The sequence below is a fragment of the Afifella pfennigii DSM 17143 genome (assembly GCF_000688515.1).
Classification (GTDB): Bacteria; Pseudomonadota; Alphaproteobacteria; order Rhizobiales; family Afifellaceae; genus Afifella; species Afifella pfennigii.
Genome location: NZ_JHZK01000006.1, coordinates 102448 through 114745 on the forward strand (window position 1 = coordinate 102448; position 12298 = coordinate 114745).

Genomic DNA, 12298 nt, shown 5'->3' on the forward strand with positions numbered 1-12298 from the left:
GCGTTAGATGGCCTCCGCTCCGGTTTCGCCGGTGCGGATGCGGATGGCTTCCTCGACAGTGGAAATGAAGATTTTGCCGTCGCCGATGCGGCCCGTCTGAGCGGCGGTGCGGATGGCGTCCACGGCCCGCTCGACCAGATCGTCGGAAAGGACCACCTCGACCTTCACCTTGGGCAGGAAGTCGACGACGTATTCTGCGCCGCGGTAAAGTTCGGTATGGCCTTTCTGACGGCCGAAGCCCTTGGCCTCCGTGACGGTGATGCCCTGCAATCCGACTTCCTGTAGCGCCTCCTTCACTTCATCGAGTTTGAACGGTTTGATGATCGCTTCGATCTTCTTCATTTCGAGGGAAACTCCCTGGGTCGTAATCGTCCTCTTCGCTCTCAACGCCCTTCAGCAGGAACCATGCCAGCTCGCGGAAGGCGAAAATCGGCCACCGCAAGCCGGCATGGAGGGGGGATCGCGAAATGGCGCGGAATTCGGCACGCAAATGACGCCCAAGAGCTAGGCGTTTGCACAAGGATTGGGCAGCTGATGGTTAAGGAGCACCTGCAAAGCCTGGACGATCTCGCCCTGCTCACCCCTGATGAGATGGGCCGGGCCGACCGCGCAGCCATAAAGGGCGGCATCTGCGGCATCGAGCTGATGGAGAATGCCGGTCGCGCCGTCGCCCATCGGGCCGGCGAGATGTGCCGCTTTGGCGGGCATGTTCTGGTGCTCGCCGGTCCCGGCAACAATGGCGGCGACGGTTTCGTCGCAGCGCGCCTTTTGGCGGAGCGCGGCCATCCTGTCCGCCTTGCCCTGCTTGGCGCGCCTGAAAAGCTTGTCGGCGACGCCGCGTTGGCGGCTTCGCGCTGGCACGGCGAGGTGGAGCCGCTGCGCCCCGATCTCGACCTTGAAGCCGAGCTCATCGTCGATGCGCTCTTCGGCGCCGGTCTCGCCCGGGAGCTGCGGGGGGAGGTGGCGGCCCTCGTTGAGCGGGTGAACGCTTGCCGCGTGCCCGTGCTTGCCGTCGATCTGCCGAGCGGCATCGACGGGCGCACCGGCAAGGTGCGGGGCGCCGCCATCCTTGCTGCGGAAAGCGTCACCTTCTTTCGCGCCAAGCCCGGCCATCTTCTGCTCCCCGGCCGGCTGCATGCCGGGCGGCTGAGCGTCGCCGATATCGGCATCCCGGACGAGGTTCTCCGCCCGCTCCGCATCCGCCTTTGTCGCAATGCGCCGCCGCTGTGGCGCGATGCGCTGCCCTGGCCGCAGCCCGGCGGCCACAAATATTCCCGCGGCCACGCCGTCGTCGTTTCCGGACCGGCGCATCAGGCCGGCGCCGCCCGTCTTGCCGCGCGCGCCGCGCTGAGGATCGGCGCCGGCCTGGTGAGCGTTGCCGCCGCGCCGGAGGCGGTGCCGGTCCTCGCCTCCCAGCTCACCGCCGTGATGATCAAGCCGGCCGCAGATGCCGCGGCCCTGGCTGAGCTTCTTTCCGACACGCGGCTCAACGCCGTCCTCATCGGGCCGGGCGTCGGAACGGGCGATGCAACGCGCGCCAAGGTGCTCGCCTGCCTGGAAAGCAAAGCGGCCGTTGTCCTCGACGCCGATGCTCTCACCAGCTTCGCGGCCGCGCCCGACCGTCTGTTCGCCGCCATCGCGAAGCGCGGCGCCCCTGCCATCCTGACGCCGCATGACGGCGAGTTCGCGCGTCTGTTTCCCGATCTCGCCGACAACGAGGACAAGGTGGAGAAGGCGCGCCTGGCGGCCGCCCGCTCCCGCGCCATTCTTCTTTTGAAGGGCGCAGATACGGTCGTCGCCGCGCCGGATGGCCGCGCCAGCCTGTCCGCCGCGGATGCGCCGTTTCTCGCCACTGCCGGCACCGGCGATGTGTTGGCCGGCATGGCGGCGGGCCTTGCCGCGCAGGCCATGCCCGCTTTCGAGGCCGCCTCGGCCGCCGTATGGATGCACGGCGAGGCGGCTCGCTCCTTCGGCCCGGGGCTCATCTCGGAGGATTTGGCCGATCTGCTTCCCAAAGTCCTCGCGGCGCTGGCGCCGCAAGGCTGAGGACGGCGCTTCGGCGGACGCTCTCCGCCGTTAACCACGCGCTAACTGCGCCGTATCGTTAAGGCTGAGTTTACGCTATGAAGGTGGCACCGGAGCGGTCTGCCGCCATCGAGGCCCGGCGGCGAGACCGGAGACTTCAACTCACTGCACCGAATTCGACTTTAAGCCCTCTTCGGAGGGCTTTTCTTTTGCGTGTTCCGACGCCACCTTGTGCGCCAAGATGGACATGATATAGAGCCCCCGCCTTGGCAGGGCGCGCCGGCTCTGAGGAGTGGCGGGCGTGGTGGAACTGGTAGACACGCTTGGTTTAGGTCCAAGTGCCTAACAGCTTGGGGGTTCGAGTCCCTCCGCCCGCACCACACCGCCAAACCTTTCGCGGCACGGCCAGTCTCCAATTCAAGAAGCGGCCTATGGGCTGACAACGCGGCGAGATTCTCGCCCCACGATCGGGAAACGGATATGGAAATCAACGAGACCCTCTCCGAAGGCCTCAAGCGCGAGCTGCGTGTGACGGTGCCGGCGCACGAGCTCGACGAGCGGCTTGCCGAGCGGCTTCAGGAGCTGCGCGGGCAGGTGCAGCTCAAGGGCTTTCGGCCGGGCAAGGTGCCGACCGACCATTTGAAGCGCCTCTACGGCAAGGCGGCCATGGCCGAGATCGTGGAGAAGATCGTCGCCGAGACCACCCGTAGCGCGCTCACCGAGCGCGGCGAGAAGGCGGCCATGCAGCCGCAGGTGGAGATGACGGAGGACGAGGCGGAAGCGAACGAAATCCTCGCCGCGCGCGCCGATCTCACCTTCACCCTCAATTACGAGGTCTTGCCCCAGTTCGAGGTGGTCGACATCAAGGGCGTCTGGATCGAGCGTCCCGTCGCCGAGGTCTCCGAGGAGGAGATCGAGGAGCGCATGCAGTCGATCGGCGAGAGCGGCCGCTCCTACGAGGCCGTCAAGCGCAAGGCGAAGGAGGGCGACCGCGTCACCATCGCCTATATCGGCAAGATCGACGGCGAGGCCTTCGAGGGCGGCACCGACGACAACACCCCGATCGTCATCGGCTCCGGCCAGTTCATCCCCGGCTTCGAGGATAAGCTGAAGGGTCTGAAGGAAGGCGACGAGAAGCCCCTCGAGGTGACCTTCCCCGAGAGCTACCCGGCCGCCCATCTGGCCGGCAAGGAGGCCGTCTTCGACGTCACCGTCAAGGAGGTGGCCGCGCCCCAGGAAATCAAGCTCGACGACGAATTCGCCCAGCGCCTGGGTGTGGAATCCATCGACAAGGTGCGCGAGGCGGTGAAGGCGCAGCTGGAGAGCGAGCACGGCTCGGCCACCCGCCAGGCGGTGAAGCGCCAGCTCTTCGACGCGCTCGACGACAAGCACGATTTTCCCTTGCCCGAGAAGCTGGTGGAGCAGGAATTCGACAATATCTGGCGCCAGGTGATGCACGACGTGGAGCATCACGGTCGCTCCTTCGAGGACGAGGGCACCAGCGAGGAGGCGGCCCGCGCCGACTACCGCAAGATCGCCGAGCGACGCGTGCGGCTCGGCCTCGTCCTGTCACGCATCGGTGAGGAGGCGAAGGTCGAGGTCACCGAGGAGGAGATGCAGCGCGCCCTCTACGATCAGGTGCGCCGCTATCCGGGCCAGGAAGAGCGCGTGGTGGAGCATTACCGCAACAACCCCGATGCGGTGCAGGCGCTGCGCGCGCCGATCTTCGAGGAGAAGGTGGTTGATTACCTCCTGGAGCTTGCCGATATCACCGACAAGACGGTGAGCCGCGAAGAGCTCTTCGCCGAGGAGGAAGAGGAAGAGCACCACCATCACGATCACTGACCCTTGATCGGCCCCTTGATCGGCCGGCGACGCGGCGTCGCCGGCGCGCAATCGCCTGCGTCACCACATCGCGCCGCCGGGAGCGGCCAGAGGGCTTTCCTGTGGCCTTAACCCCGCCATGTTTGTCGGCGCTTGGTCAGATTGCTATGTGTTCTGCGCTCAAGCCGAATCGGTCCCCATTCCCGCGCGAAGGCGCGGCAAGCGAAGGCCTTTCATGAAAGACCCTGTTGAAACCTATATGAACCTCGTGCCGATGGTGGTCGAGCAGACCAACCGGGGCGAGCGCGCTTACGACATTTTTTCCCGTCTCCTGAAGGAGCGGATCATCTTCATTACCGGCATGATCGAGGATCACATGGCGACCCTCGTCTGCGCCCAGCTGCTTTTTCTGGAGGCGGAGAATCCGAAAAAGGAGATCGCCATGTACATCAATTCGCCGGGCGGTGTCGTGACCTCCGGCTTTGCGATGTACGACACCATGCAGTTCATCAAGCCGGCGGTTTCCACCCTGTGCATCGGCCAGGCGGCCTCCATGGGCTCGCTGCTCCTGTGCGCCGGTGAGAAGGATATGCGCTTTGCCCTGCCCAATGCGCGCATCATGGTGCATCAGCCCTCCGGCGGCTTCCAGGGCCAGGCCTCCGATATCGAGCGCCACGCCGAGGACATCATCAAAATGAAGCGTCGGCTCAACGAGGTCTATGTCAAGCATACTGGCCAGGACTACGAGACCGTTGAGCGCACGCTCGACCGTGACTATTTCATGACGGCGGAGCAGGCTCAGGAGTTCGGGCTGATTGACCGGGTTATGACCAACCGCGCCATGCTGGAATCGGCCGTGGAGGGCTGAGGCGCCCCGATGGTCGAAGGTTGGAAGACGTTAAGTTTATCTTGAAACCGAATGGCCAAAGATGGTTCGATAAACGCTATGAGCCGGGTGCGGCGAAAGTCGGTGCCAGCCTGCGTTTGAACCGGACTGGCCGGCGGATGAGGTGACCGATGAGCAAGATCAGCGGTAGCAGCGGCGACAACAAGAACACGCTTTATTGCTCCTTTTGCGGCAAGAGCCAGCATGAGGTGCGCAAGCTTATCGCGGGGCCGACGGTCTTCATCTGCGACGAATGCGTTGAGCTGTGCATGGATATCATCCGCGAGGAGAACAAATCCTCGCTGGTGAAATCCGGCGATGGCGTGCCTTCGCCGCAGGAGATCTACAACGTTCTCAACGATTACGTGATCGGTCAGGAGGGCGCCAAGAAGGTGCTTTCGGTCGCCGTGCACAACCACTACAAGCGTCTGAACCACGCCGCCCGCAACAACGATGTGGAACTGTCGAAGTCCAACATCCTGCTCATCGGGCCGACGGGCTGCGGCAAGACCCTCCTCGCCCAGACCCTGGCCCGCATTCTCGACGTGCCCTTCACCATGGCCGACGCCACCACGCTGACGGAAGCCGGCTATGTCGGCGAGGATGTGGAGAATATCATCCTGAAGTTGCTGCAATCGGCCGATTACAACGTGGAGCGGGCGCAGCGCGGCATCGTCTATATCGACGAGGTCGACAAGATCTCGCGCAAATCCGACAACCCCTCCATCACCCGCGATGTGTCGGGAGAGGGCGTGCAGCAGGCGCTTCTGAAGATCATGGAAGGCACCGTCGCCTCCGTGCCGCCGCAGGGCGGGCGCAAGCATCCGCAGCAGGAGTTCCTGCAGGTCGATACGACCAACATCCTCTTCGTCTGCGGTGGCGCCTTTGCCGGCCTCGACCGCATCATCTCCGACCGTGGCCGCAAGACCTCCATCGGTTTCGGCGCCAAGGTGGCCTCGCCCGACGACCGCAAGGTGGGCGAGCTCTTCGCCCAGGTGGAGCCGGAGGACCTTCTGAAGTTCGGCCTCATCCCAGAGTTCGTCGGCCGCATGCCGGTGGTGGCGACGCTGGAGGATCTGGACGAGAAGGCGCTGGTCTCCATCCTGACGGAGCCGAAGAACGCCCTCGTCAAGCAGTACCAGCGCCTGTTTGAGATGGAGAATGTGGAGCTCACCTTCCACGAGGACGCCCTGACGGCGATTGCCAAGAAGGCGATCGAGCGCAAGACCGGCGCCAGGGGCCTGCGCTCCATCATGGAGGCGATCCTCCTGGAGACGATGTTCGACCTTCCGGGCCTTGATGGCGTGGAGGAGGTGGTGATCTCCGCCGATGTCGTCGGCGGCAATGCCCGCCCGCTCTACATCTACTCCGAGCGTCACAGCGAGACCCAGAACGCCGGCCGCTCCGCCTAGCGCGGAGCCTGCCGCTCGCCGCCTGCAGCGAGGCATGCCCGGTCGCCCGCCCGCCCGCCAGCCCGGCCGCCAGCCCGGCCGCCAGGTTGACAAGGCGGGTGCTGCTCTCCACCTACCTGACAACGCAGAGCGCTCGCCTCATCTGAGCTGGCCGCGAGCGCGCGGCGGCCTTGTCCACCGCAGCAGTGGCCCCCGAAGCGAGCATCCACTACACTGGGATTCGCCGGCCCGTCCGGCGAATGCGAAGGACTTCTTATGACAGAACCCACAGGTTTCCTGGGATCGGCTGAAGGGAACGGGGTCTACCCCGTCCTTCCGCTTCGCGACATCGTCGTCTTTCCGCACATGATTGTGCCGCTCTTCGTGGGGCGGGAGAAGTCGATCAATGCGCTGGAAGAGGTGATGCGCGCGGACAAGATGATCCTGCTCGCCACGCAAAAGGATGCCGGCGACGAGGATCCCTCGCCCGAGCGGATCTACGAGGTCGGCACGCTGGCCACCGTGCTGCAGCTCCTGAAGCTTCCCGACGGGACGGTGAAGGTCCTGGTGGAAGGCAAGAGCCGCGCCGAGATCAAGCGCTTCTCCGAGCGCAAGGACATCTTCGAGGCCGAGGCTGAGGAGATCCCCGAGACCATTGGCGATGAGGTCGAGGTGGAGGCGCTGGCGCGCTCCGTCGTGGCCGAGTTCGAGAACTACGTGAAGCTCAACAAAAAGGTGAGCCCGGAGGTTCTGACGGCCATCGCCAATATCGAGGATTACGCCAAACTCGCCGATACCGTCGCCTCGCATCTGGCGATCCGCATCCCGGAAAAGCAGGAGATCCTGGCGCTCACCTCCGCGACCGAGCGGCTGGAGAAGGTGCTCGGGCTGATGGAGAGCGAGATCTCCGTCCTGCAGGTGGAAAAGCGCATCCGCTCGCGCGTCAAGCGCCAGATGGAGAAGACGCAGCGCGAGTACTACCTCAACGAGCAGATGAAGGCGATCCAGAAGGAGCTCGGCGATTCCGAAGACGGTCGCGACGAGTTGCGCGAGCTGGAAGAGCGCATCGCCAAGACCAAGCTCTCAAAGGAGGCGCGCGAGAAGGCCGAGGCGGAGATGAAGAAGCTCCGCCAGATGAGCCCGATGTCGGCCGAGGCCACCGTCGTGCGCAATTATCTCGACTGGCTGCTGGGCATTCCCTGGGGCAAGCGCTCGCGCGTCAAGAACGACCTCGCCAACGCCGAGGAGGTTCTGGAATCGGACCATTACGGCCTGGAGAAGGTCAAGGAGCGCATCGTCGAATATCTCGCCGTGCAGAGCCGGGCGAACAAGCTGAAGGGGCCGATCCTGTGCCTCGTCGGCCCGCCCGGTGTCGGCAAGACCTCGCTCGGCAAGTCGATCGCCAAGGCCACGGGCCGCAATTTCGTGCGCATGTCGCTCGGCGGCGTGCGCGACGAGGCGGAGATCCGCGGTCACCGGCGCACCTATATCGGCTCCATGCCCGGCAAGGTCATCCAGTCAATGCGCAAGGCCAAGAAGTCCAACCCGCTCTTCCTTCTCGACGAGATCGACAAGATGGGCATGGATTTTCGCGGCGATCCTTCCTCCGCGCTTCTGGAGGTGCTCGATCCGGAGCAGAACGCCACCTTCATGGACCATTATCTGGAGGTGGAATACGACCTCTCCGACGTCATGTTCGTGACCACGGCGAACACGCTGAACATCCCGCCGGCCCTGATGGACCGGATGGAGATCATCCGCATCGCCGGCTACACCGAGGACGAGAAGATCGAGATCGCCCGGCGTCATCTCTTGCCGAAGGCGGAGAAGAATCACGGCCTCAGGAAGGGCGAGTTCGCCATCGACGACGAGGCGCTGCGCACCGTCATCCGCCGCTACACCCGCGAGGCCGGCGTGCGGAACCTGGAGCGCGAGCTCGCCACCATCGCCCGTAAGGCGGTCAAGCGCCTTCTCATGGGCGAGGAGAAGACGATTTCCGTCACCGCCGACAATCTCGGCGATTTCCTCGGCGTGCCCCGCTATCGCTTCGGCGAGGCGGAGCGCGAGGATATGGTCGGCGTCGTCACCGGGCTTGCCTGGACGGAGGTCGGCGGCGATCTCCTGACCATCGAGGGCGTCATGATGCCCGGCAAGGGCAAGATGACCGTCACCGGCAATCTGCGCGACGTGATGAAGGAATCGATCTCCGCGGCGGCCTCTTATGTGCGCTCGCGCGCGGTCGATTTCGGCATCGAGCCGCCGCTCTTCGACAAGAAGGACATCCACGTCCACGTGCCGGAGGGCGCCACGCCCAAGGACGGGCCCTCCGCCGGCATCGCCATGGTGACTGCCATCGTCTCCATCATGACCGGCATTCCGGTTCGCCGCGATGTCGCCATGACCGGTGAGATCACGCTGCGTGGCCGCGTCCTGCCCATCGGCGGGCTGAAGGAAAAGCTTCTGGCGGCGCTCCGCGGCGGCATCAAGCGCGTCTTGATCCCGGAGGACAATGCCAAGGATCTCGCCGAGATCCCGGACAACGTGAAAAGCGGCCTGGAGATCATTCCGGTCTCGCGCATGGAGGAAGTGCTCAAGCACGCCCTCATCCGCGAGCCGGAGGCTATCGAATGGACCGAGGTGGAGAGCGAGCCCAAACGCTCCGACGTTGCCGATGAGGAGGCCTCCACTGGCATGATTGCGCACTAAGTGCGCGAAAGTTTGGGAGCGGCCCGGAACATTCCGGGCCGTTTGCCGTTCAAGAGCCCGAAAAAGCGCTGCTTTTTGAGGATTTCGATACTTTTCCGCGTGGGCGATCATACCGAAATGATAAGCTGCCGCACCGAATCGCTGGTCCACTTAAAGGGAGACTGATGATGAATAAAGGCGATCTGGCTACTGCCGTGGCCGAGCAGACGAATCTGTCGAAAACGCAGGCCAGTGAGGCGGTAGACGCGGTGTTCGACAGCATCACCGACGCGCTGAAGAAGGGGCAAGAAGTGCGTGTCCTCGGCTTCGGCAATTTCTCCGTCTCGCATCGTGCAGCCAGCACCGGCCGCAATCCGCAAACGGGCGAGAAGATCGACATCAAGGCCTCCAAGCAGGCCAAGTTCAAGCCCGGCAAGGGCCTGAAGGATGCGGTGAACGGCTGACGCCGGATCAGCTCTTCGGACGGGAGGGCGATACGGCCTCTCCCGCTTCCTTGCTGGCGGACGTCTCGTCAGCCGGCTTCTTGCCAGCGACCAGCCTGCCCTTTAGACGGGGGCGGGGCGGGCGGTTAGCTCAGTTGGTAGAGCATCTCGTTTACACCGAGAGGGTCGGCAGTTCGAGCCTGTCACCGCCCACCACCATGACCGGCGCGTTTTGTGCGGGTCTGGTATGCTACGGCAAGGCAGTTTCCAGAAAACTTTGGAACCGCGCAGCAAGCTGCATCGCTTCGCTTGACAGGGTTCTCTGGCTGACCTATCTCGCCGTCGCGCCACACATTGCAGGACATCGCTTCCGGCAGTCGCAGGCGCCACCCGCGGGGGTGTAGCTCAGTTGGTTAGAGTGCCGGCCTGTCACGCCGGAGGTCGCGGGTTCGAGCCCCGTCACTCCCGCCATTTTCTCTCCATCGATAGCATCGGATCCGCCGTCTCGACCGACGCCCGCAGCGCGGCTATGAGGGCGCGTCTCGCCGCCAGCGGCTTATCGCTCGCGATACGCACGTGCTGGCGCCCATGGCCGGCAAGTGTTTCCATAGCCTCGCCAAAAACGAGGGAGGGAGCGTGCGACCGGCATCCCGCGCACCTGCATCCGACAAGGCTGCCGAAATTGCGCCTCCGCCCGGCCCGGCGCGTCGCGCCCGCCTGACGGCCGAGGCTGCGCTCCTCTATCTCGGCGGTCCGCTCGCCATCCATTACGGGGTCGTTGTCTGGAACCTGCGCGTCTTCGTCCTGCTGGCGGCGGCGCTGCCGGTTCTGGCGCTCATCCTTTGGCTCGACGGCTCTTTCGACCGGCGCCACGCCTTCCACATCGGCGGGACCGGCCGGCATTTTCGCCGCGTCCTCCTCACCTTTCTGTTAGCCGCGCCCTTGATCGCGCTCTTCACCTACGGGCTCTTTCCGGGCCGCTTCCTGTCCTTGCCGCGCTTTCGCCCGGAGCTCTGGCTGCTGATTCTCGCCTTCTATCCGTTCGTCTCCGCCGCGCCGCAGGAGCTGCTTTACCGCGTCCTCTTCTTCCACCGCTACCGGACGCTGTTCGGCGGCCACCGGGCCGTCGCCATCCTCGCCAATGCCGGGCTTTTCGGCTTCGCCCATATCATCTTCGGCAGCGCCGTCTCGGTGGCCGGCTCCTTCGCCCTTGGGCTGCTCCTGGCGTGGCGCTACGAGACGAGCCGTTCCTTCTGGCCGGTCTGGCTGGAACACGCTTTTTACGGCGCTCTTGCCTTCACCATCGGCCTCGGCGGCTTCTTCTATCTGAGCGCCGGCGGGTGAGGGAGGGTTGCGCCCGGCCGGCATGCGGTCTAACTGACGCTTGGCTGGGCAGAGGGGTCTCTCCCGCCGATCACCGCAGCGCAACCATTGACCCTTCTCGGAGCGTCAATAGATACGGGGTACCGGATGCTCCGGCCGTCAGCATGAACGAGTTACTTCTAAGCTATCTTCCCATCGTCGTCTTCATCGCCATCGCGCTGGTGATCGGGCTGGCTCTGCTTATCTCGCCGTTCATCGTCGCCTATCGTTCGCCGGATCCAGAAAAGCTTTCTGCCTACGAATGCGGCTTCAACGCTTTCGACGATGCGCGCATGAAATTCGATGTGCGCTTTTATCTCGTCGCCATCCTGTTCATCATATTCGATCTTGAAGTGGCTTTCCTGTTTCCTTGGGCTGTGGCCTTCCACTCCATCGGGTGGTTCGGCTTCTGGTCCATGATGTTGTTCTTAGCTGTTCTAACGATTGGCTTTATCTACGAGTGGAAGAAGGGAGCTTTGGAATGGGATTGACGGAGACGCGGCCGCGCAGCGACGATCCCCGTCCTCTTGGCCAGGAGGGGAGGCTGCCGGCTCCCGGCGACCCGTTCTTCACCGAGGTCAACAACGAGCTCGCCGATAAGGGCTTTCTCGTCACCTCCACCGACGAGCTCATCAACTGGGCGCGTACCGGCTCCTTGATGTGGATGACCTTCGGGCTCGCCTGCTGCGCGGTTGAGATGATGCATATGTCGATGCCGCGCTATGACGCCGAGCGCTTCGGCTTCGCCCCGCGCGCCTCGCCGCGCCAGTCCGACGTGATGATCGTCGCCGGCACGCTGACCAACAAGATGGCGCCGGCTCTGCGCAAGGTCTACGACCAGATGCCGGAGCCCCGCTACGTCATCTCCATGGGCTCCTGCGCCAATGGTGGCGGCTACTACCATTACTCCTATTCGGTGGTGCGCGGCTGCGACCGCGTCGTGCCGGTCGACATCTATGTGCCAGGATGCCCGCCGACCGCCGAGGCGCTGCTTTATGGCGTCCTGCTTTTGCAGCGGAAGATCCGCCGCACGGGCACGATTGAACGGTGAGCGCAGCTATGGCCGATCGTGAAAGCCTGGAGGACATGGCCTCCCATATCGCTGCCCAGCTCGGCGAGAGGGTGAAGGATTCCGTCATCGCCTATGGCGAATTGACCATCACCGTCGATCCGATGGATATCATCCAGACGCTGCGCTTTTTGCGTGACGATGCGCGGCTGCAGTTCATCTGCTTCATCGATATCTGCGGCGTCGATTACCCGGAGCGCCCGCGCCGCTTCGATGTCGTCTACCATCTCCTCAGCCCGCGCCAGAACGCCCGCATCCGCGTCAAGGTGGAGGCGGACGAGAACACCGCCGTGCCGAGCGCCATGGAGGTGTTTCCGGGCGCCGATTGGTTCGAGCGGGAGGCCTACGACCTTTACGGCATTCTCTTCTCCGGCCATCCCGATCTGCGCCGCATCCTCACCGATTACGGCTTCCGCGGCCATCCGATGCGCAAGGACTTCCCGCTGACCGGCTTCGTGGAGGTGCGCTACGACAACGATGTCGGCCGCGTCGTCTACGAGCCGGTGAAGCTGCAGCAGGAATTCCGCAGCTTCGATTTTCTCTCCCCCTGGGAAGGCCCCGATTACGTGCTGCCCGGCGACGAGAAGGCGGATGGGTAGGCATTGTTGGAAAA

General features: G+C 64.2%; 11 protein-coding genes and 3 tRNA genes. 13 read left to right on the top strand and 1 reads right to left on the bottom strand.

Annotated elements, in window-relative coordinates:
* Positions 1–3 precede the first annotated feature (3 nt).
* Positions 4–342: a P-II family nitrogen regulator gene (locus tag Q331_RS0107040; protein ID WP_026380097.1), complete on the bottom strand. Its 339-nt coding sequence runs from the start codon at positions 340–342 to the stop codon at positions 4–6.
* 192 nt (positions 343–534) lie between these two features.
* Between Q331_RS0107040 and Q331_RS0107045 the strand changes: the two genes are divergently transcribed.
* The 13 genes from Q331_RS0107045 (at position 535) to Q331_RS0107105 (ending at position 12284) form a co-directional block, all read left to right on the top strand.
* Positions 535–2046 carry a bifunctional ADP-dependent NAD(P)H-hydrate dehydratase/NAD(P)H-hydrate epimerase gene (locus tag Q331_RS0107045; protein WP_034491348.1) on the top strand — a complete coding sequence of 504 codons (1512 nt, stop codon included), beginning with the start codon at positions 535–537 and terminating at the stop codon, positions 2044–2046.
* A 274-nt stretch (positions 2047–2320) separates the two neighbouring features.
* Positions 2321–2405: transfer RNA gene (locus tag Q331_RS0107050), tRNA-Leu, on the top strand.
* A gap of 100 nt (positions 2406–2505) precedes the next feature.
* A complete protein-coding gene (gene tig / locus Q331_RS20450) occupies positions 2506–3870 on the top strand; it encodes a trigger factor (RefSeq protein ID WP_034491351.1) in 1365 nt (454 codons plus the stop codon).
* Positions 3871–4084: 214 nt separating this feature from the next.
* The gene (locus Q331_RS0107060) at positions 4085–4717 is read left to right on the top strand and encodes an ATP-dependent Clp protease proteolytic subunit (protein WP_026380099.1); all 633 of its coding nucleotides are present in this window, start codon (positions 4085–4087) and stop codon (positions 4715–4717) included.
* A 149-nt stretch (positions 4718–4866) separates the two neighbouring features.
* Positions 4867–6147 (top strand): ATP-dependent Clp protease ATP-binding subunit ClpX, encoded by a 1281-nt coding sequence (gene clpX / locus Q331_RS0107065; protein ID WP_026380100.1) that lies wholly within the window; start codon positions 4867–4869, stop codon positions 6145–6147.
* A gap of 255 nt (positions 6148–6402) precedes the next feature.
* Positions 6403–8832, top strand: coding sequence for an endopeptidase La (gene lon, locus Q331_RS0107070; RefSeq protein WP_034491354.1), 2430 nt, complete (start codon positions 6403–6405; stop codon positions 8830–8832).
* Between the two features lie 167 nt (positions 8833–8999).
* Positions 9000–9275, top strand: coding sequence for an HU family DNA-binding protein (locus tag Q331_RS0107075; RefSeq protein WP_026380102.1), 276 nt, complete (start codon positions 9000–9002; stop codon positions 9273–9275).
* 119 nt (positions 9276–9394) lie between these two features.
* Positions 9395–9470 (top strand) — tRNA-Val (locus Q331_RS0107080).
* A 178-nt stretch (positions 9471–9648) separates the two neighbouring features.
* Positions 9649–9725, top strand: a tRNA-Asp gene (locus Q331_RS0107085).
* 165 nt (positions 9726–9890) lie between these two features.
* Positions 9891–10598, top strand: a complete 708-nt coding sequence (locus Q331_RS0107090; protein ID WP_169738476.1) for a CPBP family intramembrane glutamic endopeptidase — start codon at positions 9891–9893, stop codon at positions 10596–10598.
* A 143-nt stretch (positions 10599–10741) separates the two neighbouring features.
* Complete coding sequence (locus Q331_RS0107095; RefSeq protein ID WP_026380104.1) at positions 10742–11107, top strand: NADH-quinone oxidoreductase subunit A; 366 nt, start codon at positions 10742–10744, stop codon at positions 11105–11107.
* Positions 11098–11667, top strand: coding sequence for a NuoB/complex I 20 kDa subunit family protein (locus Q331_RS0107100; RefSeq protein ID WP_026380105.1), 570 nt, complete (start codon positions 11098–11100; stop codon positions 11665–11667). The genes Q331_RS0107095 and Q331_RS0107100 overlap by 10 nt, the downstream gene beginning before the upstream one ends.
* A gap of 8 nt (positions 11668–11675) precedes the next feature.
* Positions 11676–12284, top strand: coding sequence for an NADH-quinone oxidoreductase subunit C (locus Q331_RS0107105; RefSeq protein WP_026380106.1), 609 nt, complete (start codon positions 11676–11678; stop codon positions 12282–12284).
* Positions 12285–12298 lie beyond the last annotated feature (14 nt).

Coding starts and splice junctions, on each gene's coding strand:
- tig (WP_034491351.1), top strand. CDS start 2,506: ATGGAAATCAACGAGACCCTCTCCGAAGGCCTCAAGCGCGAGCTGCGT.
- Q331_RS0107060 (WP_026380099.1), top strand. CDS start 4,085: ATGAAAGACCCTGTTGAAACCTATATGAACCTCGTGCCGATGGTGGTC.
- Q331_RS0107105 (WP_026380106.1), top strand. CDS start 11,676: ATGGCCGATCGTGAAAGCCTGGAGGACATGGCCTCCCATATCGCTGCC.
- Q331_RS0107095 (WP_026380104.1), top strand. CDS start 10,742: ATGAACGAGTTACTTCTAAGCTATCTTCCCATCGTCGTCTTCATCGCC.
- lon (WP_034491354.1), top strand. CDS start 6,403: ATGACAGAACCCACAGGTTTCCTGGGATCGGCTGAAGGGAACGGGGTC.
- Q331_RS0107100 (WP_026380105.1), top strand. CDS start 11,098: ATGGGATTGACGGAGACGCGGCCGCGCAGCGACGATCCCCGTCCTCTT.
- Q331_RS0107045 (WP_034491348.1), top strand. CDS start 535: ATGGTTAAGGAGCACCTGCAAAGCCTGGACGATCTCGCCCTGCTCACC.
- Q331_RS0107040 (WP_026380097.1), bottom strand. CDS start 342: ATGAAGAAGATCGAAGCGATCATCAAACCGTTCAAACTCGATGAAGTG.
- Q331_RS0107075 (WP_026380102.1), top strand. CDS start 9,000: ATGAATAAAGGCGATCTGGCTACTGCCGTGGCCGAGCAGACGAATCTG.
- clpX (WP_026380100.1), top strand. CDS start 4,867: ATGAGCAAGATCAGCGGTAGCAGCGGCGACAACAAGAACACGCTTTAT.